This is a genomic window from Streptomyces sp. NPDC051822 (assembly GCF_044452745.1).
Lineage (GTDB): Bacteria > Actinomycetota > Actinomycetes > Streptomycetales > Streptomycetaceae > Streptomyces.
In genome coordinates, this window is sequence record NZ_JBITBZ010000011.1 from 153,152 (window position 1) to 178,418 (window position 25,267).

The 25,267-nt window shown below is 72.7% G+C and carries 18 protein-coding genes and 1 pseudogene; 11 read left to right on the forward strand and 8 right to left on the reverse strand.

The window, feature by feature from the left end; genetic code table 11:
- Positions 1–136: 136 nt before the first annotated feature.
- Together ACIA8N_RS28950 and ACIA8N_RS28955 are read right to left on the reverse strand one after the other, a co-directional pair.
- Entirely contained in the window at positions 137–1,360 is a 1,224-nt protein-coding gene (locus ACIA8N_RS28950) for an acyl-CoA dehydrogenase family protein (protein ID WP_365781285.1), read from the reverse strand.
- Positions 1,361–1,599: 239 nt separating this feature from the next.
- Positions 1,600–1,800, reverse strand: coding sequence for a hypothetical protein (locus tag ACIA8N_RS28955; protein WP_030216321.1), 201 nt, complete (start codon positions 1,798–1,800; stop codon positions 1,600–1,602).
- Positions 1,801–2,154: 354 nt separating this feature from the next.
- Here ACIA8N_RS28955 and ACIA8N_RS28960 point away from each other — a divergent pair, with 354 nt between their 5' ends.
- Positions 2,155–4,239, forward strand: coding sequence for a SpoIIE family protein phosphatase (locus tag ACIA8N_RS28960; protein ID WP_365781284.1), 2,085 nt, complete (start codon positions 2,155–2,157; stop codon positions 4,237–4,239).
- Positions 4,240–4,250: 11 nt separating this feature from the next.
- Complete coding sequence (locus ACIA8N_RS28965) at positions 4,251–5,276, forward strand: PHP domain-containing protein (RefSeq protein WP_365781283.1); 1,026 nt, start codon at positions 4,251–4,253, stop codon at positions 5,274–5,276.
- Positions 5,277–5,405: 129 nt separating this feature from the next.
- On the opposite strand, the gene ACIA8N_RS28970 is transcribed toward ACIA8N_RS28965, so the two are convergent.
- Both ACIA8N_RS28970 and ACIA8N_RS28975 read right to left on the reverse strand, forming a co-directional pair.
- A complete protein-coding gene (locus ACIA8N_RS28970) occupies positions 5,406–6,803 on the reverse strand; it encodes an NADP-dependent succinic semialdehyde dehydrogenase (protein WP_365781282.1) in 1,398 nt (465 codons plus the stop codon).
- A gap of 114 nt (positions 6,804–6,917) precedes the next feature.
- The gene (locus ACIA8N_RS28975; protein WP_365781281.1) at positions 6,918–7,577 is read right to left on the reverse strand and encodes a ThuA domain-containing protein; all 660 of its coding nucleotides are present in this window, start codon (positions 7,575–7,577) and stop codon (positions 6,918–6,920) included.
- Positions 7,578–7,850: 273 nt separating this feature from the next.
- Between ACIA8N_RS28975 and ACIA8N_RS28980 the strand changes: the two genes are divergently transcribed.
- Entirely contained in the window at positions 7,851–8,657 is an 807-nt protein-coding gene (locus ACIA8N_RS28980) for a class II aldolase/adducin family protein (protein WP_365781280.1), read from the forward strand.
- Positions 8,658–8,769: 112 nt separating this feature from the next.
- On the opposite strand, the gene ACIA8N_RS28985 is transcribed toward ACIA8N_RS28980, so the two are convergent.
- Complete coding sequence (locus ACIA8N_RS28985) at positions 8,770–11,115, reverse strand: LAETG motif-containing sortase-dependent surface protein (RefSeq protein ID WP_365781279.1); 2,346 nt, start codon at positions 11,113–11,115, stop codon at positions 8,770–8,772.
- Positions 11,116–11,321: 206 nt separating this feature from the next.
- Between ACIA8N_RS28985 and ACIA8N_RS28990 the strand changes: the two genes are divergently transcribed.
- Entirely contained in the window at positions 11,322–11,915 is a 594-nt protein-coding gene (locus tag ACIA8N_RS28990; RefSeq protein ID WP_365781278.1) for a hypothetical protein, read from the forward strand.
- A gap of 15 nt (positions 11,916–11,930) precedes the next feature.
- On the opposite strand, the gene ACIA8N_RS28995 is transcribed toward ACIA8N_RS28990, so the two are convergent.
- Complete coding sequence (locus ACIA8N_RS28995) at positions 11,931–12,548, reverse strand: TetR/AcrR family transcriptional regulator (RefSeq protein WP_365781277.1); 618 nt, start codon at positions 12,546–12,548, stop codon at positions 11,931–11,933.
- A 109-nt stretch (positions 12,549–12,657) separates the two neighbouring features.
- On the opposite strand from ACIA8N_RS28995, the gene ACIA8N_RS29000 reads away from it, so the two are divergent.
- Genes ACIA8N_RS29000 through ACIA8N_RS29010 form a run of 3 tightly spaced genes read left to right on the forward strand, consistent with a single transcriptional unit; the run spans position 12,658 to position 17,034 of the window.
- A complete protein-coding gene (locus tag ACIA8N_RS29000; protein ID WP_365781276.1) occupies positions 12,658–15,309 on the forward strand; it encodes an FHA domain-containing protein in 2,652 nt (883 codons plus the stop codon).
- 4 nt (positions 15,310–15,313) lie between these two features.
- Positions 15,314–16,039: a hypothetical protein gene (locus ACIA8N_RS29005; protein WP_365781275.1), complete on the forward strand. Its 726-nt coding sequence runs from the start codon at positions 15,314–15,316 to the stop codon at positions 16,037–16,039.
- The gene (locus tag ACIA8N_RS29010) at positions 16,039–17,034 is read left to right on the forward strand and encodes a serine/threonine-protein kinase (protein ID WP_365781274.1); all 996 of its coding nucleotides are present in this window, start codon (positions 16,039–16,041) and stop codon (positions 17,032–17,034) included. The genes ACIA8N_RS29005 and ACIA8N_RS29010 overlap by 1 nt, the downstream gene beginning before the upstream one ends.
- Positions 17,035–17,059: 25 nt before the next feature.
- On the opposite strand, the gene ACIA8N_RS29015 is transcribed toward ACIA8N_RS29010, so the two are convergent.
- Complete coding sequence (locus ACIA8N_RS29015) at positions 17,060–18,418, reverse strand: streptophobe family protein (RefSeq protein ID WP_399416818.1); 1,359 nt, start codon at positions 18,416–18,418, stop codon at positions 17,060–17,062.
- A gap of 105 nt (positions 18,419–18,523) precedes the next feature.
- On the opposite strand from ACIA8N_RS29015, the pseudogene ACIA8N_RS29020 reads away from it, so the two are divergent.
- The 3 genes and pseudogenes from ACIA8N_RS29020 to ACIA8N_RS29030 all read left to right on the forward strand — a co-directional run.
- Positions 18,524–19,888 (forward strand): annotated as a pseudogene (locus ACIA8N_RS29020) (DUF6777 domain-containing protein); the annotation flags it as partial.
- A gap of 679 nt (positions 19,889–20,567) precedes the next feature.
- Positions 20,568–22,037, forward strand: coding sequence for a PLP-dependent aminotransferase family protein (locus ACIA8N_RS29025; protein WP_365781271.1), 1,470 nt, complete (start codon positions 20,568–20,570; stop codon positions 22,035–22,037).
- A gap of 68 nt (positions 22,038–22,105) precedes the next feature.
- The gene (locus tag ACIA8N_RS29030; RefSeq protein ID WP_365781270.1) at positions 22,106–22,609 is read left to right on the forward strand and encodes an FBP domain-containing protein; all 504 of its coding nucleotides are present in this window, start codon (positions 22,106–22,108) and stop codon (positions 22,607–22,609) included.
- Positions 22,610–22,668: 59 nt separating this feature from the next.
- Here ACIA8N_RS29030 and ACIA8N_RS29035 read toward each other — a convergent pair whose 3' ends face one another.
- The gene (locus ACIA8N_RS29035; RefSeq protein ID WP_365781269.1) at positions 22,669–23,853 is read right to left on the reverse strand and encodes an acyl-CoA dehydrogenase family protein; all 1,185 of its coding nucleotides are present in this window, start codon (positions 23,851–23,853) and stop codon (positions 22,669–22,671) included.
- A gap of 138 nt (positions 23,854–23,991) precedes the next feature.
- Between ACIA8N_RS29035 and ACIA8N_RS29040 the strand changes: the two genes are divergently transcribed.
- On the forward strand, positions 23,992–25,251 hold the full coding sequence (locus ACIA8N_RS29040; RefSeq protein ID WP_365781268.1) for a CoA transferase: 1,260 nt from the start codon (positions 23,992–23,994) through the stop codon (positions 25,249–25,251).
- The last annotated feature ends 16 nt before the right edge of the window (positions 25,252–25,267 follow it).

Sequence of the window (25,267 nt, forward strand, 5' to 3'; positions counted from 1 at the left end):
GTCCTCATAACCTGTGCTGTACCAAAGTGCCAACTATTTCACTGATTCTGCGACTCCGGCCACTGAAGCTACTTGGCATCAGTGCAGGTCGTGAACGTGGCCTGGTGTCAACTAGCGAGCCCGGTCACACGCATCCTCAGCGGCGGACGCGGGGCATGCCCAGGCCTATCCAGGAGATGATCTCGCGCTGGATCTCGTTGTTGCCGCCGCCGAAGGTGAAGATGACGGCCGAGCGGTAGCCGCGTTCCAGTTCCCCGTGGAGGACCGTGCCCGCCGAGCCCTCCTTGAGGGCGCCCGCCGCGGCGACGACCTCCATCAGGGCGGCGTACGCGTCGCGGCGGGCCTCGGAGCCGTAGACCTTGACGGCGGAGGCGTCCTGGGGCGTGAGGGTGCCGTGCTGGACGGCGCTCACCATCTGCCAGTTGAGGAGCTTCATGGCGTCGAGCCGAACATGGGTGCGGGCCAGGTAGCGGCGGACCCAGGGCAGGTCGATCACGCGGCGGCCGTCGGCGAGCGGGGTGTCGGCGGCCCAGCGCTGTACGTCGTGGAGGGCGCGGATCGCCATCGTGCCGTGGGCGGCGAGGGTGACGCGCTCGTGGTTGAGCTGGTTGGTGATGAGGCGCCAGCCCTTGTTCTCGTCCCCGACCCGGCGGGAGGCCGGGACCCGGACGTCGTCGTAGTAGCTGGCCGTCGTGTCGTGGGAGGCGAGGGTGTTGATGATCGTGCAGCTGTAGCCGGGGTCGCTCGTCGGGACGAGGAGCATCGTGATGCCCTTGTGGGGCGGGGCGTCCGGGTCGGTGCGGACCGCGAGCCACACCCAGTCGGCGGTGTCGCCGTTCGTCGTCCAGATCTTCTGCCCGTTCACCGTGTACGTGCCGGTGGTCTCGTCCCCCTCCCGTACCGCCCTGGTCTTCAGCGCCGCGAGGTCGGTGCCCGCGTCGGGCTCGCTGTAGCCGATGGCGAAGTCGATCTCACCGGAGAGGATCCGGGGCAGGAAGTACGCCTTCTGCTCGTCGGTGCCGTACCGCATGATCGTCGGACCGACCGTGTTCAGGGCCATGAGGGGCAGGGGTACGCCCGCCTGCGCGGCCTCGTCGAAGAAGATGAACTGCTCCATCGGGGTCAGCCCGCGGCCCCCGTACTCGGCCGGCCAGCCGACCCCCAGCCAGCCGTCGGAGCCCAGGCGCCGCACGGTCTCCCGGTAGAAGCGCTTCTGCGCCGCCGGGTCCGCGATGGGGGCACCTCCCATGCCCTTGAGGCTATGGGGGAGGGTGTGGACGTCGTCCGGGATCAGCGCGGCGAAGTACGTGCGCAGCTCGGCGCGCAGGCTGTTCTGGGCGGGCGTGTACTCGAGGTGCATGGCGGCCTCCCGTGGCGCGGGTCCTGCGGCGTCCTCGGTGCGGTGCGACGCCCGACGGCGGCCACGGTAGAACGTGTTCCATAAATGCGGAAGCCTCGGGGAGGCGCGGGACTCCCCGGACGGCCGGGACGGCTCCGGACAGCCCGCGGCCCCGGGTCGGGGGTGCCGATCCGGGGCCGACAGGTAGCGAGCAGGGATTCCTCGGGGCGGATCCCCTTGAGCGGATTCTGAGGACGGCCCTATGGCAGGAGCTCGTCCATGGAGGCGCGACCCTTCTCCGCCATGCGGCGTTCCGCCCAGGCGAGGCTCTTCGGATTCACGTCACGGCCCGAGGCGAGGACCAGGTCCTCCGCCGTGAACTCGCCCTCCGAACCGGCGTGCAGCAGCCGGTCGGGCGTCGGGAAGTCCCCCAGGGACGTCTTGTCGGGCTCAGCGTTCATGCCGCCTCCTACGTGTTCTTCCGGCACTCGCCATTCTCGTGTCCGGGCACCCGGACCGCATCCGGGGCGAGCGGCGGGGCGGTCGTGGGTACGCTCGCGGGTCCGGCGGCGCCCCGCGCCGACTCCTCCCAGAGGGCGACCGGCGTTCAGGAGGCCGCGTACCGCAGCCGCCGCCCTCACCTGCGTCGATGGCAGGCGGCGGTCCGCGGTCCGTGTGTTCGTCTCTGCACCCGCCGCATCATCCGCACCACCCGCCCCGGTGCCCCCTGCGGCACCCGCGCCGCCGCGGCGAACTCGCGCCACGCCGTGTCATCGCCATGGCGTAGGCGGGGTGCGGGTTCGACAATGGTGGGGATGACCGCTGAAGACCGGCATACGCGCAATGGCGAGATCGGGCCCGCCGAGTGGCTCGCCATGAACCGGACCGGCAGCTTCGACTGGGATCTCGACACGGGCACCATCGATGTCGACCGGTCCGGGCTGCTGGTCTTCGGGGTGTCCCCTGACGCCTTCGACGGCCGTCCGCTGACGCTCGTCGAACGCCTCGACCCCGACGAGCGGGCCGCGCTCGACGGTGTCGTACGGCAGGCCGTCATCAGCGGGGAGGTCTCGTACACCGCGCACTTCCCCATCCCGCAGGACGACGGGCAACCCCATTGGACGCACGTCCAGGCCCGGATCCTGCGCTCGCCCGACGGACGGGCGCGGCGGATCGTCGGCGTCGTGCGGGACACGACCGCCGAGGTGACGCGCTTCGCCTTCGTCCAGGAGCTGGAGAGGCGGCGCGAGGTCCAGACGAACATCGTCGAGCGGACGACGACGGCGCTCTCGCGCGCGGTGACCGTGGACGACGTGACGGCCGCGCTGACCGGTCCCGGCGGGCTCGCCAGGCTCGGCGCCGACGGGCTCGCCCTCGGACTCGTCGAGAACGGCTCGCTCAACATCATCGCGCTCAGCGGCGAGTCCCTCGACGTGCTCAGCGACCTCCGGATCCGCCGCCTCGACCGGGGACTGCCGCTGGCCGAGGCCGTCCTGAGCGGGCGGCCCCGGTTCGTCTCGTCCTTCCCGTCACTGGGGCGCGACTTCCCCGAACTCGCCCCGTACCTGGAGCGGCTCGAGTTCCGGGCCGCCTGCTATCTGCCGCTGGTCGCGCAGGCGCGTTCCCTCGGCGGCATGGCCCTGTTCTACCGGGGCCGCACCTCGTTCAACGCCGACGAGCGCAACCTCGCGCTCGGCCTCGCGGCGATCGTCGCCCAGTCGCTCCAGCGGGCGATCCTCTTCGACGAGGAGCGGGAGCTCGCGACCGGGCTCCAGGCGACGATGCTGCCGCGCCGGATCCCGGCGATCACCGGCGGCGAGATCGCCGTGCGCTACCACGCGGCCTGGAGCGGCCGGCAGGTCGGCGGCGACTGGTACGACGTGATCCCGCTGCCCCGGGGCCGGGTCGGGATCGTCGTCGGCGACGTCCAGGGTCACGACACCCACGCCGCCGCCATCATGGGACAGCTGCGGATCGCCCTGCGCGCGTACGCCGGCGAGGGGCACGCCCCGTCCACGGTCCTCGCACGGGCCTCCCGGTTCCTCGCCGAGCTGGACACCAACCGCTTCGCCACCTGTACGTACGCCCAGGTGGACCTCGGCAGCGGCACGCTGCGCGCGGTGCGTGCCGGGCATCTGGGGCCGCTGATCCGGCACACCGACGGCCGGGTCGGGCAGCCCAAGCTGCGGGGCGGGCTGCCGCTGGGGCTCGCGACGGTGTTCGGCGACGAGGAGTTCCCGGAGACCCGGCTCGACCTCGTGCCGGGCGAGACCCTCGTCCTGTGCACGGACGGGCTCGTCGAGCAGCCCGGCTCGGACATCGAGACCGGTCTCGCCGCGCTGTCGGAGGCGATCAAGAGCGGCCCGCCGCAGGCGGAGGCGCTCGCCGACCACCTCTCCGAGCGGCTGTGGGAGCGCTGGGGCTCGGGCGACGACGTGGCGCTGCTCGTGCTGCGGCGCAGCCCCGACCCGGGCACGCCGAGGGCGCCGCGCATCCACCAGTACATCCACCAGGCCGATCCGCAGGGCCTCTCGGACGCGCGCGCGGCCGTCGGGCAGGCGCTGCGGGACTGGGGTATGGCGGAACTGGCCGACGACTCCGAACTGCTGACGGGCGAGCTGCTCGTCAACGTGCTCCTGCACACCGAGGGCGGCGCGGTGCTGACCCTGGAGGTGCTGCCCGAGCCCGTGCGGCGGGTACGGCTCTCGGTGCAGGACCGGTCGAGCGCCTGGCCCCGGCGGCGTACCCCGGGCGAGGCCGCCACCTCGGGGCGGGGACTGCTGCTGCTCGACGCGCTGGCCACCCGGTGGGGGGTCGAGCCGCGCGGCGAGGGCAAGGCGGTGTGGTGCGAGATCGGCCCTGCGCCGGTGCCGGCCGACGCGACGGCGAACGGCTCCTGAGGAGGGACGTCATGGACCCTGTGGCCGCCCTGAACCGGATCGCGTTCCTCCTTGAGCGCGCGCAGGCGCCCGGCTACCGGGCGAAGGCGTTCCGTACGGCCGCCACCGCGGTCGCCGGCCTGCCGGAGGGCGAGGCGGCCCGGCGGGCCGGGGCCGGCACCCTGGAGGCCGTGAAGGGGCTCGGGCCCAAGACGGCGGCGGTGGTGCGCGAGGCGCTGGCGGGGCAGGTGCCGGAATACCTGGCACGGCTGGAGGCGGAGCTGCAGGAGTCCCTGCGCTCCGGCGGGCCGGGGAGCGGCGGTGAGGCGCTGCGGGCAGCGCTGCGCGGCGACTGCCACCTCCACTCGGACTGGTCCGACGGCGGCGCCACGATCGAGGACATGGGGCGGGCGGCGGCGGAGCTCGGCCACGAGTGGGCGGTGCTCACCGACCACTCGCCCCGGCTCACGGTGGCGCGGGGGCTCTCGCCGGACCGGCTGCGGGAGCAGCTCGACGTGGTGGCACGGCTGAACGAGGAGTGGGCGCCGTTCCGTCTGCTGACCGGGATCGAGTGCGACATCCTGGAGGACGGCTCGCTGGACCAGGAGCCCGAACTGCTCGACCGCCTCGACCTGGTGGTCGGGTCGGTCCACTCGAAGCTGAGGATGGACGCGCGGTCCATGACCCGGCGGCTCGAACGGGCGGTGCGCGACCCGCTGATGGACGTGCTCGGGCACTGCACGGGCCGGCTCGTGGCGGGCGGACGTCTGCGGCCGGAGTCCGAGTTCGACGCGGAACGGGTGTTCGCCGCGTGCGCGGAGTCGGGGACGGCCGTCGAGATCAACAGCCGCCCCGAGCGGCTCGATCCGCCCCGGCGGCTGCTGCGGCTCGCGGTGGCGGCGGGCACGTACTTCGCGGTGGACACGGACGCGCACGCGCCGGGTCAGCTGGAGTGGCAGATCCTGGGCTGCGCGCGGGCCGAGGAGTGCGGGGTCCCGGAGGACCGGGTGATCAACACCTGGCCCGCGGAACGGCTGCTGGAGTGGGCACGGTCCTGAGGGCCCGGGACCAGGCGGCCAAGGTCCTGAGGGACCGGTGTCAGGCGCGCACGCTCCCGAGGAGACCGGGTCAGGCGCGCACGGTCCCGAGGGACCGGGTCAAGCACGCACGGTCCCGAGGAGACCGGGTCAGGCGCGCTGCCAGACCGTCGTCGCGTTGCAGAACTCGCGGATGCCGTGGCCGGAGAGCTCGCGGCCGTATCCCGAGCGCTTGACACCGCCGAAGGGCAGCGCCGGGTGGGAGGCGGTCATGCCGTTGACGAAGACACCGCCGGCCTCCAGGTCCCGTACGAAGAAGTCGAGTTCCTCCGGGGAGCGGGTCCAGACGTTGGAGCTGAGCCCGAACGGGGAGTCGTTGGCGACGGCCACCGCCTCCTCGATGTCGGTGACCGGATAGACCGTGGCGACCGGCCCGAAGGCCTCCTCGTGGTGGATCCGCATCTGCGGCGTGATGCCGGTGAGGACGGTGGGCCGGTAGTACCAGCCGTTCCGCAGCTCCGGCGACTCGGGACGGTGGCCGCCGCACAGGACCGTGGCGCCCCGCCGTACCGCGTCGTCGACGAGCTCCTCCAGGTCCGCCCTGCCCCGTTCGGTGGCGAGGGGGCCGACGTCGGTGGACTCGTCGAGGGGGTCACCGACGGTCAGGGCGTTCATGGCGGCCGTGAAGCGCTCGGAGAAGTCGTCGTACACGTCCCGGTGGACGATGAACCGCTTCGCGGCGATGCAGGACTGGCCGTTGTTCTGTACGCGCGCGGTGACGGCGGTCTTCACGGCGCCGACGACGTCGGCGGAGGGCATGACGATGTACGGGTCGCTGCCGCCGAGCTCCAGGACGGTCTTCTTCACCTCGTCGCCCGCGACGGCGGCGACGGCCCGGCCCGCCGGTTCGCTGCCGGTGAGGGTGGCGGCTACCACCCGGGGGTCGCGCAGCACGCCCTCGACGTCGCCGGAGCCGATGAGGAGCGCCTGGAAGCAGCCCTCGGGGTAGCCGGCGCGGCGGAAGAGGTCACCGAGGTAGAGCGCGGTCCGCGGCACGTTGGAGGCGTGCTTGAGGAGGCCCGTGTTGCCCGCCATGAGCGCGGGCGCGGCGAAGCGGATCACCTGCCAGAGCGGGAAGTTCCAGGGCATGACGGCGAGGATCGGCCCGAGGGGCCGGTAGTGGACGCGGGCCACGTCCGCGCCGGAGTCCTGGACGTCGCTCTCGGCCGGGTGCTCGTCGGCGAGGAGTTCCTCGGCGTTCGCGGCGTACCAGCGCATGGCCTTGGCGCACTTGCCGGCCTCCGCGCGGGCGGCCGCGATCGGCTTGCCCATCTCGACGGTCATGGTGCGGGCGATGTCCTCGGTGTCCTCGTCGAGCAGCGTGGCGGCGGCACGCATGAGGCGGGCGCGCTCGGCGAAGGAGGTCGTACGGTACTGGCGGAACGCCTCGTGCGCGGCGGCGATCCGCCGCTCGACCTCCTCGGGCCCGTGGGCCTCGTAGGTGCGCAGCGTCTCGCCGGTCGCGGGGTTCACGGTGGCGATGCCCATGACCTGTCTCCTCCTGACATCGGCCCCCGTCTGCAACCATCCGCGCGAAGCACGGCGGAACGCAACAGGGGCGGGGCGGTGGGGTGACCGGTTCCGGGAGGGGAGACGCGTGGGTCAGGCGGTCAGCCAGGTCAGGGCGCCGGAGAGGTGCGCGCGGAAGACCGGGTCGCGGTACGTCTCCGGGGCGTGCCCGAGGGCGGTGAAGAAGAAGCGGCCCCGGTCCACCTCGCGGCACCAGACGAGCGGGTGGTCGGCTCCGTGGGTGCCGCCGCGATAGGTGGTCTCGTCGGCGCGGGCGAGGATCCGTACGCCGCTCGCCCGCGGGTCGGACGTGAAGTTGTACCACTCGTCGGTCCAGGCCCAGCGGGCCGGGAGGGGGGCTGTCGCCGGGTGGTCGTGGTCGTCGACGAGGACCAGGCCCGGCTGGATCTCGGGGTGGCCGTCGAAGCGGGTGCCGAGCAGCTCTCCGTAGAAGGGCCAGTCCGGCTCGGCGTTGGCCGCCGCGTGGACGGCGAGGAGGGCGCCGCCTCCCCTCAGGTACGCCTCGAAGGCGTCGCGTCCCTCGGGTGTCAGGACGGTGCCGGTCGTGGAGATCAGCACGACGGCGGCGCACCGGGCAAGCCGCTCGGGGGTGAAGACGCCCGGGTCCTCGGTGACCTCGGCGGCCCACCCCAGCTCCGCGGCCAGCTCCGTGAGCGCGGCGGCGCCGTCGGGGATCGAGTCGTGGCGGTAGCCCGTGGTGCGGGTGTAGATGAGGACGTCGGTGGTGGGCACGCGATGGACTCCAGGTGAGGGATACGGGGATCGGAGATCGGAGATCGGAGATCGGGGATCGGGGGTCGGGGATCGGGGATCGCGCGAGCGGAAAGCGCTTTCTGCGGACGCCGTGCCGACCGTAGCCACCGCGCGCCCCGGGCCGCAACCCCGATCCCCGGGAGCGCAGCCGGCCGGTCGTGGCACCCATGGACGCCGATCCGTTGTCGTATCGGATGCGTCTCTGTATCTTTTGGCGCGCCAGGGCACCCGCCCGCTCACCGAGGAGCAGCCATGAACACCGTGCCGCCCGCGCTCGCCGCCGCCGTCGGGCCCCTGCCCGAGGGGGTCGTCCTGCCGCTGCCGCCCACCTTCGGCTCCGTCGAGGAGGAGCGCCGGTACCGCAAGGAGCAGCTCGCCGCCGGATTCCGGATCTTCGGGAGGCTCGGCTTCTCCGAGGGCGTCGCGGGACACATCACCGTCCGCGACCCCGGTGATCCGAACGCCTTCTGGGTCAACCCGTTCGGGATGAGCTTCGGCCAGATCAAGGCCTCCGACCTGATCCTGGTGGACCACGAGGGGACCGTGATCGAAGGGCGCCGGCCCGTGAACCGGGCCGCGTTCGTCATCCACTCCCGGGTCCACGCGGCCCGGCCGGACGCGGTCGCCGCCGCGCACTCGCACTCGCTGCACGGCAAGGCGTTCTCCAGCCTCGGCATCCCCCTCGACCCGATCACCCAGGACGCGTGCGCGTTCTTCGAGGACCACGGGATCTACGACGACTACCGGGGCGTGGTGAACGAGACCGAGGAGGGCGAGCGCGTCGCCAAGGCCCTCGGCGACCACAAGGCGGTCATCCTCAAGAACCACGGCCTCCTCACGGTCGGCCACTCGGTCGCCGAGGCCGTATGGTGGTTCGTCACCATGGAGCGGTCCTGCCAGGCACAGCTCCTCGCGATGGCGGCGGGCACCCCGCAGCTCATCGACCGCGAGACGGCCCTGCTCACCCGCGGCCAGGTCGGCGGCCACCTCGCCGGCTGGTTCCAGGCGCGACCGTTGTGGGATCAGATCACCGCGTCCGACCCGGACCTCTTCGACTGACCCCGGTACCGCAAAGGGACAGGAGCGCGGACGATAGCGCGGAAGGGCCCCGACCCTGCCGAGGCGTGCGGGTCGGGGCCCTTCTCTCAGGCGTGTAGTCCGCCTGTTCAGGCTACTCGCCGACGGTCCTGCGCCGGCGCATCCACCACATCAGGCCACCGCCGAGGGCGACGATCGCCACGGCGATGCCGGTGATCAGGGCGATGGGGGTGTCGGAGCCGGTGTCGGCGAGGTCGCCGTCCGGGTCCGGCTTGTTCGCCGGCGGGGCCGTCGTACCGTCACCGGGGCCCGGGGTGGTGGGGTCCGGGGCCGGCGTCGACGGCGGATCGGTCGGGTTCGGCGGATCGGTCGGGTTGGGCGGGTCGGTCGGGTCCGGCGACGGGGTGTTGCCGCCGTCGTCCTTCTGGCCGTTGGAGTTCCCGCCGAGGAGGAGCAGCCGCTCCCGCTCCGTGTCCTCGGTCAGGGCCTTGACCGAGGTCTTGGTCTGTCGGGGCAGGTGCCGGTTCTGGAGGCGGAACTCGGCCTGGGTGACGTTGCGCTTGGGCTGCTTGGACAGGTCCACGCCGCCGATGCTGATCACCCAGACCTCTTCACCCTTGGTGAGTTCGTACTTGAACTCGCCTTCCTTGAAGACCTTGACGTACTTGTCGAAGACGTCGGTCTTCTTCCAGTCCTGGTGCGGGGCGCGGATCGGCCACCGCGTCACGTCGTTGCTGTTGATGAGCGCGCGGTAGTCGGTCGGCCGCCGGGCGTCCTGCTGGCGGACGAACTCGGCCGCCACCCGGGACTTGTAGACGCGGCGCAGGTCGGCGTACTGCGGGTACTCGTTGATCCACTTCTCGACCTCGGGCACGATCGTGCTGCGGAACACCCGCTCGTTGTGCTCGATCTCCGCCTTGGTCAGCGAGTCCTGGCAGGGCCTGCCGCCGCCGGGGCCGGGGGTGTTGACTTCGGCGTACTCGGACTGGAGCTTGAGCGGCGCGTCGAGGATGTAGATCCCGCCGTCCTGCTCGCGGACCTGCGCCGGCTTCGGCTCGATCCAGTTCCGCATCGACGTCAGGCACGGCCAGCCGTTGACCTTGGACAAGCTGTCCCAGGTGTTCTTGCCGAGGTCCGTCTTGGGGTCCATGGCCTTGTAGAAGTCGTGCTTGAGCCGGAGGTCGGCCTCAAGGAGCACCCGGCCGGCGTCCGTGGAGGCGAACTTGTCGTCCATGATCGTGCCGGGGGTGTCCGGGTTCAGGTTCACCCAGAACTTGTCCGGCGTCAGCGCGAGCCACGTGAAGAACGCGTCCGAGGCCATCTGCGCCTTCGCCTTGCCGCCCCAGCCGACCGTGTCGTTGTCGGGGTCCTCCTTGGCGCCGAAGGAGTAGTCCAGGCCCTTGCCCTTGACGGGCGTGCCGACGTACTGGAGTTCCAGGGTGGAGAAGTCGATGCCGCCCGGGGTGGGCATCTGGGAGACGCCGGGGATCCGGCCCATGCGCTGTAGCCGGTCGGCGAGCTGCCTGGGGTTCTCCGGCGACTTCTGGATCATGTCGTTGCCGCCGCCCCTGGAACCGGTGCCGGTGCCGGGCTTGGCGTTCATGTACGGGTCGACACGTCGCGTCGGGCTGTTCGACGTGCCGCTCGGGGCCTTCTCCACCGCGGAGGCCCTGTAGCTGATCTTCTTGACCCGGTCCGGGGCGATCCTCCGAAGGTCGGCGTCGTGGTTCTTCGCGCCGCCCTTCGTCTCCCGCCCGTAGGCGTAGGAGATCTTCTTGTCCTTGTGGTTCGGATCCTTCAGGAGCGCCTTGTCCTTGGGGCGCTGCGTGGGGTCGGGCTTGTCGTTCGACTTGCCCTCGACGATCTCACCGGTGCGCTGGTTGTAGGCGTCCGCCCGTCGTACGTAGCGTTCCTTGGTGTCCGGGTCGATGACCTCGAACTCCTTCTCGCAGATCCAGTCCGGGCCGACCAGGCCGAAGTCGTGGACGAGCTTGGCCATGTACGCCTTGCCGCGGGGGTCGTTGCCGCCCTTGGGGATGTAGAAGTCGTCCCGGTACGTCTCGAACGGCACCCCCTTCCACTGGGTGGTCTTCTGCGCCTTCTTGTAGTAGGCCCAGACCCGCCGCTCGTCACCCTTCTTGTAGTCGTCCGGGTTGTCGCTGATCTCCTTGAGCTCGTCAGGGGTCGGCGCGCGCAGACCGTCCCACTGCTTCTGCCCGTTGACGTAGTCGTACTCGTCGAGGTCCGCGTCCGGCCGGATGTACCCGTCGGACGGCAGGCCGCCTTCCACGACGTCGGAGAAGTCGTAGAAGTCCTTGTACTCCTCGTCGCAGCGCTTTCCCTGCTTCAGCGGAGGTTTCGCCTTCGCCTCGGCCTGGTCCCAGCCGGGCAGACCGGTCAGCGAGACGGCGCCTGCGCAGGCCAGCGCGATCGCCGCCCGCGCCCACCAGCGGCGTCGAGAACGTATGTGTAGGGTCACGAGATCCCCCTGGGGGCCCCAGGTCAGCCAGATTGCCTCGCGCGGCGCCACGGGCCCCCGTGGTCAGTTCGGCGCCGCTGCGGGAGCACCCACCCTAGGACCACAACTCGGCCTGCTCAGGCCAGAGTTACTAACGGTGCACCGACAACTCACGTGCCTCGCGGGATCTTTACATCGCACACACATGGTTGGCCTAGTCTCGGGGCATGGAGTGGACCGACCCGCGCGACATGGACGAGGACGAGTACGCCGAGTACCTGCGCGAAGAGAAGACCCGAGACCACGTCAGCGCCCACAACCGGGTGCTGGAGCAGTGGCTGGAACAGCAGCGCACCGGATTCCCCGCCTGGGCGGAGGAACACGCCGACCGTGGGCCGTGGGACTTCACCGTGGATTCCCTGCCCCGGCTCGAAGCGCTCGTCCGGGACGCGTTCGACAGCCCCGATCAGGCCCGCAAGGTGATGGACACGCCCCTGGTCGCGGTCGCGGCCTGGTACCTCGGCGAGGTCCACAACCGGGCCTTCGGCACCCAGTGGCGGTTCCACCCCTCCTTCGCCGACGACAACCCCCTCGACCACCGGCCGCACATCACGCCGCCCTGGGAACGCCGGGAGGAATTCCACTACACCGACCCCGAGCACATCGAGGACGACGCGCGCCCGATCTACTCCCCCACCGAGATCGTGTGCAACCTCCCCGCCCGGCCCGCGGATCAGGGCCTCCTGCACCGCATCAGCGGCCGGTGGGAGGTACCCGCCTCCTGCGGCGACCCGTCCTGCCGCTACCACTACGGCAGTTAGCCGCTACCCGGCCGACTAGGGGGTGGGGATCTCCCGCGTCGACGCCTCCAGGAGCGGGACGAGGAACTGCCGCTCCAGGCTGCCGGGCGGCAGGGCCTCCGGTTCGACGTAGCTCTGCGCGAGACCGCCCTCGCGCAGGGCGATGAGGAGCCGTGCGAACCGGTCCGCGTCCACGGTCAGTTCGCGCCCCGCCCGCCGCAGGACGAGGGCGAGGCCGCGGGCGATCTCGGCCCGCAGCCGCTCGTCGTGGCGCGCCAGGACCCAGGCGGCCTGCGGGTCCCGGATGGCGTGCAGGGTGAACTCGGTGGTGACCAGGTACCAGTCGCGCTCGTCCGGGTCGACGTGGGCGGCGAGCTCCGCGAGCCGGGTCAGGGTGTACTCCTCCGGCGTCAGCGCGTCGATCGCCTCGGCGAGCCGCCGCACGGTCCGGTCGCTGTGCTCGTCGAAGAGCGCGAGGAAGAGCTCCTCCTTGCTGGCGAAGTTCGAGTAGTACGCGCCCCGGGTGTAACTGGCGCGCTCGCAGATCTGCTCGATCGTCGTCGCGTGGAAGCCGTGCTCGGCGAAGGCCTCCAGGGCGGCCTTCAGGAGCGCCGCACGGGTACGGGGCCGCCGCCTGGTGACACCTTTGGGCACGGCTGCCTCCTCCTCGCCTCTCGTCCGGTGCCGCGTCCTGCGGCGGACGCCCACCCTACCGGCGGCTCCATCCCGGGCAGGGATGAGCACCGGCGGATAAAATTCACGCATGGGAGAGCGACCCGTCGCGCCCGCGGCGCCTGAACTGGTCCTCGAGATCGACGGGGACGTGACACTCATGGACCCGAGCCGCGTCTACCGCGTCGGGCGGGACCCGACCGGGGACTTCGTGCTCGCGGACGCGCGTGCGTCCTGGCACCACGCGGTGCTCAGCGCCGCCGGGGGCCACTGGACGCTGGGGGACGAGGGCAGCACGAACGGCACCTTCGCGGACGGCGTGCGGGTGGCGGGCCGGCGGGAGGTGGGCCCGGGGACGGTCGTTCGGTTCGGGCATCCGGAGGACGGGCCGCGCGCGGTGTTCTCGTCCGTGAGCCGGACGGAGCGAGCCGATCGGACGGACCGAGCCGACCGGATGGACCAAGCAGATCGGATGGATCGAGCAGAACCGGCGGAGCGGGCGGATCGCGCGGAGCGCGCGGAACCAGCCCCCTCGGACGGACCCGAGCCCGTTGTCGTACCGAAACCGCCGGACGTACCCGAGCCCCTGCAGGTAACGAAACCGCCGGACGTGCCCGAGCCCCTGGACGTGGCGGAGGCCCAGCACCACGTACCGGAACCGCCGGACGTACCCGAGCCCCTGCACGTGCCGGAGCCGGCACCGTCGTCCCCGGCCGGGTCCCCGCCTCTCCGGCCGCCCTCCGTCTCGCACCCCGCCGCCACCGGCACTTTCCGGCAGCCGACCTCCGTGCGGCCGCTGCCCGCGCACAGCATCAAGATCGGCCGCGCTCCCGAGAACGACGTCGTCGTCTCCGATCTCGTCGTCTCGCGGCGCCACGCCGAGCTGCGGGCCCAGCCCGACGGCACGTACTGGATCCATGACCTCGGCAGTCACAACGGCACCTTCCTCAACGGCGTCCCCGTCGTCGACGCCCGCGTGACGCCCGACGACATCGTCGGCATCGGCCGCTGCGCGTTCTGCCTGATCGGCGGGCAGCTCGTCGAGTTCACCGACACCGGCGAGGTCTCCCTCGACGTCCAGCAGCTCGCCGTCACCGTCGACCACGGACACCGCACGCTCCTCGACGAGGTGTCCTTCCCGGTGGGCGAGAAGTGCCTGCTCGCGGTCGTCGGGCCCTCCGGCGCAGGGAAGTCGACGCTCCTCAACGCGCTCACCGGCCAGCGACCCGCCGACCGGGGCACCGTGCTCTACGACGGCCGCGACCTGTACCGGGACTACGCCGAGCTGCGCCAGCGCATCGGACTCGTCCCGCAGGACGACATCCTGCACCTCCAGCTCACCGTGCGCCGCGCCCTCGGCTACGCCGCCGAGCTGCGCTTCCCCGAGGACACCGTGCCGGCCGAGCGGCGGGCCCGGGTGGACGAGGTGATCCGCGAGCTGGGGCTCGTGGAGCGCGTGGAACAGCCGATCCACAGCCTCTCCGGCGGCCAGCGCAAGCGGGTGAGCGTCGCCCTCGAACTCCTCACCAAGCCGTCGCTCCTCTTCCTCGACGAGCCGACCTCCGGTCTCGACCCGGGCATGGACCGTTCGGTGATGCACATGCTGCGCGGGCTCGCGGACGACGGGCGGACCGTCGTCGTGGTCACGCACAGCGTGCTCAGCCTCGACGTGTGCGACCGGCTGCTCGTGCTCGCGCCGGGCGGCCGGGTCGCCTACTACGGGCCGCCCGCGGACGCCCTCGGCTTCTTCGGGTTCGCGCAGTGGCCCGAGGCCTTCGAGGCCTTCGAGAACGACCGGGACCGCGACTGGGCCGGCCAGTTCGGAACCTCCCGCTTCCACCGCCGGTACATCACGGACGCCACGGCCCGCCCGAACGTACCCGTCCCCGGGGCCGCCCCGCCGCCGGAACCCGCCCCGCCCCCGAAGGCGCAGAGCTGGGGTTCCCAGCTGCGCACCCTCGTCCGGCGGTACGCGGCGGCGCTCTCCGCCGACCGCACCTTCCTCGCCATCATGATCGCGTTGCCGTTCGTGATGGGGGCGATGGCACGAGCCCTGTCCGAGGGCAGCCTCAACCCCGAGTCGACCCTGAACGTCCTGCTCATCCTCTGTGTGGGCGGAGTCCTCACGGGCGCGGCGAACGCCGTGCGCGAGCTGGTCAAGGAGCGCACGATCTACCGGCGCGAGAGAGCCGTGGGTCTGTCCCGCTCCGCGTACCTCGCCTCCAAGGTCGTCGTCCTCGGCGTCATCACCGTGGTGCAGGCGGTCGTCCTGACCCTGGTGGCCCTGATCGGCGTGCCGCTGAACGTGCCCGACGGCAAGGGCGTGCTGCTTCCACCACTCGTGGAGATCACGCTCGCCGTGGCGCTGCTCTCCTTCACGGCGATGATGCTCGGTCTCCTCGTCTCCGCGCTCGTCCGCAAGGAGGAGGTGACGATGCCGCTGCTCGTCCTCCTCGCCATCGTGCAGGTGGTGTTCTGCGGGGCGCTCCTGACCGTGCGCGGCACCCCGGTCCTGGAACAGCTGGCCTGGCTGGTTCCGTCGCGCTGGGCGTTCGCGGCGATGGGCGCGACGATCGACATCGGCAAGGTCGCGCCGAGCGACAAGACGACTGATCCGCTGATGCGGCACACGGCGGAGGCCTGGCTGTTCGACATGGGCATGATGGTGCTGCTCTGTCTCGTCCTCGGTCTGCTCGTGGCCCGGCTGCTGCGCCGCCACGAGCCGGTCGTCATGCGGAGGTAGGCCCGTGACCGTCCCCGTACCCCAGTACGTGCCGGACTTCCGGCCCACCCACGTCGTACCGCGTGCCGGTCTCGCCGCCTGGGAGGCGCCGGACCCGGCGCTGCCGACGGTGCCGCTCGACGCGTTCCTTCCGGTGCGGCTCGAGGAGCGGGCCGGCGACTGGGGGCGGATCCTGTGCTCCAACGGCTGGGGGGCGTGGGTCGACGCCCGGCTCCTCGTCTCCGTCCCCGACGACCCTCCGGCGGCGGGCGGGCCGCTCACCAGGACCGCCGATCCCCGCCCGCTGATCGCCCGCGCCGAGGACGCCCTCGGCCGCTACCGGCGCGCCGCCGAGGAGCTGGGGGCGGGCCGCCTCGACAGCGAGGCGTTCCGGCTGCGGACCCGTGGCCTGCGGGTGGGCATGGTCGTCGACGGCGAGTCTGTGTGGCTGTACGACGCGGAGCACGAGCGCTGGGTGTACTGCGACGGCGTGGGCCTGAGTACGTACGCCGCCTCCGCCGCGCCCTCGCTCGCCGGGGCCCCGGGCGGGGGCCCCGCACCGTCCCCGTCCCCCTCCCCCACTGCCACTCCCTCGCCCACCGTCGTCGCCGCGCCGTCCGAGGAACCCGTCGGCCCGCCCGCCCCCGTGCACGAGCCGACCCAGGTGGTGCTGATCGGCGACCCGCCCGCCACCGGGCCGCCGCCGACGCAGATCGTGGAGCGGCCCCCCGACGAGGCCGGTGAGGACTGATGGCCGGCGGGCCGCACGACGGCGCCGACGCCGACCTCCCCGCGGGCCGTCCCTCGGGACTCCTCGGCAAGGAGATCGCGGGCTACCGGGTGGAGGGCGAGATCGGCCGCGGCGGCATGGCGGTCGTGTACCGGGCGCGGGACCTGCGGCTCGACCGGACGGTGGCGCTCAAGCTCCTCGCCCCCGAACTGGCCCGCAACGACACCTTCCGCAAGCGCTTCGCGCACGAGTCGCGGGTCGCCGCCTCGATCGACCACCCCCACATCGTGCCGGTCTTCGAGGCGGGCGAGACGGAGGGCGTGCTGTACATCGCCATGCGGTACGTGGCGGGGCAGGACCTGGTGGCCCTGCTCGACCGCGAGGGGCCGCTTCCGCCCGTGAAGGCCGGGCGGATCGCCGTACAGATCGCCTCGGCCCTGGACGCCGCACACGCGCACGACCTGGTGCACCGGGACGTGAAGCCCGGCAACATCCTGGTCGCCGAGGGCACCGACCGCGACCATCCGGAGCACGTGTACCTCACGGACTTCGGGCTGACGAAGAAGTCGCTGTCGCTCACGGGCTTCACCACGGTGGGCGAGTTCGTCGGCACCCTCGACTACGTGGCGCCTGAGCAGATCTCCGGGAAGCCGGTGGACGGCCGCTGCGACGTGTACAGCCTGGCGTGCGTGGTGTTCGAGACCCTGGTGGGGGCGCCGCCGTTCCGCCGTGACACCGACTGGGCGGTGCTGTGGGCGCAGCAGTACGATCCGCCGCCCCCGCTGTCCGAGGTGCGTCCTGGACTGCCGGAGGCGGCGGACACGGTGTTCGCGAAGGCGCTGGCGAAGACGCCCGACGAGCGGTACGACACCTGCCTGGAGTTCGTCGCCGCACTGCGTACCGCCCTGGCCACGGGCGACGCCGCTACCGGGCCCGTGGTGGCGAAGGCGCCCGAGCCGCTCGGCCCGCCGCCGGACCCGCCCGCGTGGGCGCGGCCGGTCTTCCGCGCGCTGTGACGGGTTCCCCGCTCGGGCCGGACGGCTACGCGCCGGGCGGAGGCGGCGGTGTCGGTGACGGTGGTGCGTCGACCTCGCCCCTCCGGTGCACCCGGGAGGCGAGGAGCCCGCCGAGGAAGCCGAAGAACACGCCCCAGAGGAGGGCGAAGCCGGCCGTCTTCCAGATGTGCGGGCGCAGGACGACCTCGCCGCCGAGCGAGTCGAGGTCGCCGATGCCGAGGATCGAGAGGCCGAAGCGGGCCTCGACCAGGGTGACGGGGGCGACGACCAGCATGGTCAGCGCGAACGCCACCCCCAGGTGCAGGGCGTGCTGCCAGAGCCGGATCCTGGCCGGGGACCGGACCGCCGCGACGAAGGCGGCGGCGAGAACCAGGACGGCGGCGACGGGCAGCAGCCACCAGGCCCTTCCGTCCTGCGCGGCGAGGGAACCCAGGTCGATCGTCGAGAGGTCGGGGGTGTCGCCCGTGCCGCCGCCCTGACGCAGGACGGCGTCGAGGACCTGCGGCATGGGCAGCCCGAACGGCCCCTCGACGCGGCCCTCCCAGGAGCCGCCGATGCCCACGCCGAGGGCGAGCCAGGCGACGTTGGGCAGGCCGAGCAGCATGACGGCGAGCGTCTCGGCGGCGTGCCCCTTGGTCGCCGCCACGACCAGGCCGATGACCAGGCCCACGGCCACGTACGCGAGCACCAGGAGGAGCATCGCGTGGGCCGCGGGGCGGACGGGTTCCTGGTAGCGGACCAGCCGGGGCGGCAGCGGGGTCCTGCGGGAGACCAGCAGGGCGACGAGAAGGACGCCGAGGATCCACAGGAGGCCGTAGAACAGGGTGGGTCCGAGATCGGTGCGGAATCCGACGGTGGGGTTCACGGCGTCGAGCAGCTCGCCGAAGAGGTCTTCGAGGGACGATCCCTCCCGCTCCCCGCCGCCCAGGGTGATCGGGAAGTCGTGCCGGGCGAGCGCGGAGAGGCCCGCGAGGCCCGCCAGCCAGAGCACGACGGTGCTCGCGGCGCGCAGCAGGAGTTCGCGGGTGCCGGTCACGGCGTGGTGGCGCAGGGGGAACAGGAAGCAGAAGCCGGTGACCAGTGCGCCCACCAGGGTGACGGTGAGGGGCATGGCGGTCAGTTCGGCCTGGGTTCCGGCGAGGGCTCCGGCGTCGCCGGAGAGTTCGACCTTGCCGCCCGCGGCCATGACGACGACCGCCGCGAGGACGGCGGCGAAACCGCCGGGGAGGTCGGCCGCGCCCGCGGCCCAGAGGCCGAGGCCGGCCGTGAGGCCCATCGCGAGGTACCCGGCGACCACGGCCGCCAGGGCCTGGAGGCCGATGCGGGCGAGGAGCCCGGTGGGGGTCGCGGCGGGCCGCGTCGAGGTGGGGAGCCGACTGCTCACCCTGCCCACGCTAGTACGGGGGGCGGTCGGCCGCAGGACCGCTGACAGCCGTCCGTGCGCGGACGGTGGCCTCCGCTTGCGTGAGGGCACCGTTCGGCGCACACAATGGGCCCGGAACGGAAGAAAGGGAAAAAAGTGACTTCCCACCCGCCGTCCGGCCCCCCGTCGGTTCCTCCCGCAGGTCCCCCCTCCGGCCCCCTCTCGGGCCCGAGCACACGCCCCGGTACCGCCGGTCCCCCACCGCCGCCCGGACCGCCCACCGGTGGTTCGGGGGGCGGCTCGGGCGGTGGCGGCTCGTCCGGCGGAGGCGGTGGTTCCGGAGGCGGCGGCCCTGCGGGCGGCGGTTCCGGCGCTCCCGGGAACGGCGGCGCCGGCAAGCGCCCCTGGTGGCGTTCCGTCCCGAAGGTCGCCTCGGTCACCGCCGTCGCGGTGGCGGCCGCCGCCCTGGCCGTCGTCCTCACGAACAGCCCCGGCGGGGGCGGCTCCGCCGGCTCCGGTGGCGGCGAGGTCTTCCTGCAGAACGCCGCCGCGTCGGGACCCGACCCGTTCACCCGGTCGACGGCCCGCACCAGCGCCGCGTCCGCCTCACCGGCCTCACTGCCACCCCGTACCGCGTCGGCCGCCACCGAGGTCTCGGGGTCGACGCCCGGTCTCTACGGCGGGACGCAGTCGGCTGCCAGCTGCGATGTGGAGCAGCAGGTGCGCTACCTCTCCGCGGAGCCCTCGAAGAACGCGGCGTTCGCCTCGGTCATGGGCATCTCCGCCGGTGACGTGCCGCGCTACCTCCGCTCCCTGACGCCGCTTCAGCTCCGGGCCGACACCCGGGTGACGAACCACGGCTTCCGGGACGGCTCCGCGACCACCTACCAGGCGGTGCTCCAGGCCGGTACGGCGGTCATGGTCGACGGCCGGGGAGTGCCCCGGGTGCGCTGCGCCTGCGGCAATCCGCTGACCGATCCGGTGCCGCAGAAGGAGCCGCGGACCACGGGAACGCCGTGGCAGGGCTACAACACCTCCCAGGTGGTCGTGGTGGCGCCCTCGGTGACGGTCGTGAACGTCTTCGTGGTGTACGACCCCCGGGACGACAGCTGGTTCGCGCGGAAGCACGGCGACACCGGGCGGCACGACAAGCCGACCCCGCCGCCTCCCCCGCCGCCGACCCGGTCGCCCTCGACGTCGCCTTCCACCTCGACGTCCCCGTCCGTCTCCCCCTCGTCGCCGGTGCCGTGCGTGACGGTGACGGGCGCGGAGCCCCCGCCGCCGGTCAACGGGATCACGCCGTCGCCCTGCCCCTCGACCCTCTCCCCCTCGGCGTCGACGTCGTCGCCCCCGACGTCCTCGCCGCCCACGTCCCCTCCGGACACGTCCCCGTCGACCGACACGCCCCCGCCCGACTCCTCGCCGGCGACCGAGTCGTCGGCTCCGGAGTCCGCGCCTGTGACGGACGGCACGACGTCGGCCAGCTCGCCCGCGAGCGCCTCCTCGCTGTCACCGTCGGCGGACTCCGGGACGGCCTCGGCCTCCGGTTCCTCCTCGGTCCCGGCCCCCGGTCCCGGAGGGGCCGCGTGGGCCCGGTCCGCCGTGCCCGACCGTCGGTCCGTGGCCTGAGGACGAGGGACGCGAGGCCTGCGGCCCCCTTCGGGAATGACTAGGGGCGTACCGGCCACCGGGCAGGTGATGACGGTGGCCGGTCGAGCGAGGCGACGCTGAAGGCCGTCGAGAAGGGCAACGTCCACGAGGTCAAGGACCAGGTCTGGATGACCGCCGTCTCCCTCCAGGGCGCGCACATGATCCTCGACGACATGGCCCGCATCTTCAAGGTCGACCAGGCCAGGTCCTGACCCCGCCCGCGCGCACCCCCGACCCGGACGATCCCCTTCGGCCGGGTGCGGGGGTGCGGGCTTGCACGTGGGACGAATCGCGGGACGGATCGCTCGCCGTCGCCCTGCGCAGGCCTCGCAGCCAGGCGCCGATCGGCAGGGGGCGGGCCACCGGCTCCTCCGCCCGCCGCTGCCACCTCCGCTCGTCACGGTCGGTGAAGTGTCCGGACATCATTCGTCTCCTCCCCTGGAAGGCGGCCACCAGGCCACTGAAGAGGAGTCTGTAATCTTATTGGCCTGGGCAGCAGAGCCAATAAGGAGTGATTGGCATGGCAGTGGCACGTGTGGTCCACACAGCGGACCGGACCCTGACGGGCCGCCAGCTGGCGACGCTCCTCACCCCGCCCCCCGAAGGCCGGTTCGGCTACCGCGAGCTGGCCAGGGCCGTACGGGAGGCGCTGCTCGACGGCCGGGTGGCGCTGCGGATGCGGCTGCCGGCCGAACGGGAGCTCGCCACGGTGCTCGCCGTCAGCCGGACGACGGTCACCGGGGCGTACGACCTGCTGCGGGAGAGCGGTTACGCGCACAGCCGGCGCGGCTCGGGAACCTGGACGGCGCTCCCTGACGGCCAGGCGCCGACCGCCCTCGGCGCCTTCCACGACGACGGCGGGGCGACCATCGACCTCGCCCTCGCCGCGCCGCAGGCACCGGCGGAGGAACTCGCCGCCGCGCTCGCGTCGGCCGCCGCGGAACTCCCCCGCTACGCGGGCTCGCAGGGCTACCACCCGTACGGGCTGCCCGCGCTGCGCGCCGCCGTCGCCGCGCGCTACACCGCCCGCGGCGTGCCGACCCTCCCGGAGCAGATCCTCGTCACCACGGGCGCGCAGCAGGCGGTGTCGCTGGTGCTCACCCTGCTCGGCAGGCCCGGTGACCGGGTGCTCGCCGAGAACCCCTCGTACACCAACGCCCTCGACGCGATGCGGGGGCGCATGCTGCGCGTCACCCCCGTCCCCGTCACCGAGGCCGGCTGGGACACCGGGCTCGTCGACGCGGCACTCCGGCAGACCGCGCCGCGCCTGGCCTATCTGATCCCGGACTTCCACAACCCCACCGGCCGTCTCATGCCGCAGGAGCAGCGTCGTGACATCGCACGGGCGGCGCGGGCCACCGGCACCTGGCTCGTGGTGGACGAGACGCTGACGGACATCGCCCTGGACGTGCCCGCGCCCCTGCCGTTCGCCGCGGCGGCCGCCGGCGGCGACAGCGAGCAGATCGTCTCCGTCGGCTCGCTGAGCAAGAGCTGCTGGGGCGGGCTGCGGGTCGGCTGGGTGCGGGCCGCCTCCCGGGTCGTGACCGAGCTCGCCCGGGTCCGGATCACCGCCGACCTGTCCGGTTCCGTGCTGGACCAGCTGGTGGCCGTCGCCCTGATGGACCGCCTCGACGTGGTCCTGCCACGGCGGATCGAGGAACTGCGGCTGCGCCGGGAGGCGCTGGCCTCGGCTTTGGCCCGGCACCTGCCGGAGTGGCGCTGGGCGATGCCGCCCGGCGGCATGTGCCTGTGGATCGACCTGGGCCGTCCGGGCGCCTCCGCCCTCGCGGCCCGCGCCCTGCGGCACGGGGTACGGGTGGAGGGCGGCGCACGGTTCGGCGTGGACCCGGGCACGCACGAACACCGGCTGCGCCTCCCGTACACCCTGCCCGAGGACGTCTACGAACCGGCGGCGGAGCGCCTCGCGGCGGCTCTCGACGGCGCCCCGGGCCGCTTCACGGACCCGGCGCTGCCGGACTGGGTGGCCTGAGAGCGGCCGCCGTGTGCGCTCCGCTAAACAGGATGCCCGGCTCCTGAGGTGCGTGTACGGTCCACCGAGTGGAACCACTGACCGACAAAGAGATCCGCTCGTCCTTCGTGAACTGCACCAAGGGCGAGGCGGCACGCCTCAAGCTGCCGCTCGACTTCTCCGGACTCCCTTGGGAGGACCTGGACTTCCTCGGCTGGGTCGACCCGGGGGCGCCGCTCCGCGCGCACCTGGTCCTCCCCCGCGCGGACGGTCCGGTCGGCGTGAGCCTGCGCGTGCCGGCCTCCGGGCGGACCAGCGCCGTGAAGTCGAGCATGTGCCAGGTCTGCCTGACGGGACACGCCTCCTCGGGCGTCACGCTCCTCGTCGCGCCCCTCGCCGGAACCCGGGGCCGCGAGGGGAACACGGTCGGGATCTACCTCTGCGCCGACCTGGCCTGCTCCCTGTACGTCCGGGGCCGGCGGCAGCCGAAGCTGCGCGCCCGGCGCCACGAGGAGTCCCTCACGCTCGACGAGCAGGTCGCCCGCCTGACGGGCAACCTGGACGCCTTCGTCGACCGGGTGACGGCCGGCTGAGGAACGGGCGGCCACGGCCTGCGCGTGGGCTCGGACTCCGCGCGGCCGGGGCCTCAAGCTCAGCGGAAGGCCTGTTCGCCGGTGAGCGCCTTGCCGATGACCAGGGAGTGGACCTCGCTCGTCCCCTCGTAGGTGAGCACCGACTCCAGGTTGTTGGCGTGGCGCAGCACCGGGTACTCCAGCGTGATGCCGTTGGCGCCGAGGATGGTGCGGCACTCGCGGGCGATGGCGATGGCCTCGCGCACGTTGTTCAGCTTGCCCACGCTGACCTGCTCGGCGGTGAGCGCGCCCGCGTCCTTGAGCCGCCCCAGGTGCAGGGCGAGCAGCATGCCCTTGCCGAGCTCCACGGACATGTCGGCGAGCTTCTGCTGCGTCAGCTGGTACGAGGCGAGGGACCGGGCGAAGACCATCCGGTCGCGGGCGTACGAGATCGCCGTCTCCAGGCAGTCGCGGGCGGCGCCGAGCGCACCGAAGACGATGCCGAAGCGGGCCTCGTTGAGGCAGCCGAGCGGGCCCGAGAGACCGCGGGCCTCCGGCAGCATCGCGTCGGCCGGGAGGCGCACGTCCTCCAGGACGAGTTCGCTGGTGACGCTCGCCCGCAGGGACAGCTTCATCTTGATCTCGGGTGCGCTGAAGCCGGGGGTGCCGGACGGGACGAGGAACCCGCGCACACCGTCCTCGGTACGGGCCCAGACGACGGCCACGTCGGCCACGGAGCCGTTGGTGATCCACATCTTGGTGCCGTTGAGGATCCAGTCGGAGCCGTCGCGCTTGGCGTTGGTGCGCATGGCGCCCGGGTCCGAACCGGCGTCGGGCTCGGTGAGACCGAAGCAGCCGATGTACTCGCCCGCCGCCATCTTCGGCAGCCAGCGCTGCTTCTGCTCCTCGGAGCCGTACTTCCAGATCGCGTACATGGCGAGGGAGCCCTGTACGGAGACCAGCGAGCGCAGGCCCGAGTCGACGGCCTCCAGCTCCAGACAGGCGAGGCCGTACGCGACGGAGTTCGTGCCCGCGCAGCCGTAGCCCTCCAGGTGCATGCCCAGGACGCCGACGCCGCCGAGGGTGCGGGCGAGCTCGCGGGCGGGGATCTCGCCCTTCTCGAACCAGCCGGCGACGTGCGGGCGCAGCTCGCGGTCGGCGACGGCGCGCACGGTGTCGCGGATCTGGCGTTCCTCGTCGGTGAGGAGCCCGTCGATGGCGAGCAGCTCGAAGGGGTGGAGGGGGGTGGACGGCGACGACTTCACGGACGGCCTCCTGGCGGCTGTGGCAACTCGGCGACCGCAGCGTAGCCGTAGATCGGATATTGGATCCAGTATTGAAAATCCGATGTCCGAACCGTACGGTCCGACGACTGGATCCGATCGCCAGCGAGGGAGAGCGGAATGCGCGCAGACCAGCCGGGCACCCCCGAGGCTCCGGCGACACCGGAGGGCGACGCCCGGTCGGGAGGCGCCCCGTCCGGGAGCGCCTTGTCCGGAGGCGCCCTGTCCGGAATCGTCGTCGCCGATTTCGGCCGGGTGCTCGCCGGGCCGTACATGACGATGCTCCTCGCCGACCTGGGCGCTGACGTGATCAAGATCGAGCGGCCCGGCTCCGGCGACGACACGCGCGCATGGGGCCCGCCGTTCGCCGACGGCGAGGCCACCTACTTCCTCGGCGTGAACCGGAACAAGCGCTCCGTCGCCCTCGACCTCACCGACCCAGGGGACCTGGCGGCGGCGCGCGCGATCGTGGACCGCGCGGACGTCCTGGTGGAGAACTTCCGCCCCGGCACGATGGAGAAGCTCGGCCTCGCCTACGAGGACGTCCGGGCGACCAACCCGGGAATCGTCTACTGCTCGGTGACCGGCTTCGGCACCGCGGAGGGCGCTCATCTGCCCGGTTACGACCTCCTCGTCCAGGCCATGGGCGGCCTGATGAGCGTGACGGGCGAGCCGGGCGGTCAGGGGACCAAGGCCGGAGTCGCCCTGGTCGACGTCATCACCGGACTGCACGCGGGGCTCGGCGTCCTCGCCGCGCTCCGGCACCGGGAGCGCACCGGCGAGGGCCAGCGGGTCGAGGTCTCGCTCCTCGGCTCCCTCCTCTCGGCGCTCACCAACCAGGCCTCAGCCCACCTCGGCGCCGGGGTCGTCCCGCGCGCGATGGGCAACCGGCACCCGAGCATCGCCCCGTACGAGGTGTTCGAGGCCCAGGACAGGCCGCTGGTCCTCGCCGTGGGCAACGACCGGCAGTTCCGGGCCCTGTGCGAACGGCTCGGCCTGCCCGGGCTCGCCGACGACCCGCGCTTCGTCACCAACACCGCCCGCGTCGCACACCGGGACGAACTGATCGCGGCGCTCGCGGGACCGCTCGCCGCCCGGACCGCCGACAGCTGGTTCGAGGAGCTCACCGCGGCCGGCGTGCCGTGCGGGCCGATCAACGACCTGGCCGCGGCCTTCGAGCTCGCCGACCGGCTGGGGCTCGCCCCACGGGTCCCGGAGTCCGCGGCCGGTCCCGGGCAGGTCGCCCACCCGATCCGGCTCGACGCCACCCCGCCCGCCTATCGCACCGCTCCCCCACGTCTCGGCGAGCACACGGAGGACCTGCTCGCGGAGCTGGGACCGGTTGTCCACAGGCGCTCAGCGGCGAACGACCGCGCGTAGGAAGATGGTCGGCACC

Coding starts and splice junctions, on each gene's coding strand:
- ACIA8N_RS28950 (WP_365781285.1), bottom strand. CDS start 1,360: ATGCACCTCGAGTACACGCCCGCCCAGAACAGCCTGCGCGCCGAGCTG.
- ACIA8N_RS28955 (WP_030216321.1), bottom strand. CDS start 1,800: ATGAACGCTGAGCCCGACAAGACGTCCCTGGGGGACTTCCCGACGCCC.
- ACIA8N_RS28960 (WP_365781284.1), top strand. CDS start 2,155: ATGACCGCTGAAGACCGGCATACGCGCAATGGCGAGATCGGGCCCGCC.
- ACIA8N_RS28965 (WP_365781283.1), top strand. CDS start 4,251: ATGGACCCTGTGGCCGCCCTGAACCGGATCGCGTTCCTCCTTGAGCGC.
- ACIA8N_RS28970 (WP_365781282.1), bottom strand. CDS start 6,803: ATGGGCATCGCCACCGTGAACCCCGCGACCGGCGAGACGCTGCGCACC.
- ACIA8N_RS28980 (WP_365781280.1), top strand. CDS start 7,851: ATGAACACCGTGCCGCCCGCGCTCGCCGCCGCCGTCGGGCCCCTGCCC.
- ACIA8N_RS28990 (WP_365781278.1), top strand. CDS start 11,322: ATGGAGTGGACCGACCCGCGCGACATGGACGAGGACGAGTACGCCGAG.
- ACIA8N_RS29000 (WP_365781276.1), top strand. CDS start 12,658: ATGGGAGAGCGACCCGTCGCGCCCGCGGCGCCTGAACTGGTCCTCGAG.
- ACIA8N_RS29010 (WP_365781274.1), top strand. CDS start 16,039: ATGGCCGGCGGGCCGCACGACGGCGCCGACGCCGACCTCCCCGCGGGC.
- ACIA8N_RS29025 (WP_365781271.1), top strand. CDS start 20,568: ATGGCAGTGGCACGTGTGGTCCACACAGCGGACCGGACCCTGACGGGC.
- ACIA8N_RS29040 (WP_365781268.1), top strand. CDS start 23,992: ATGCGCGCAGACCAGCCGGGCACCCCCGAGGCTCCGGCGACACCGGAG.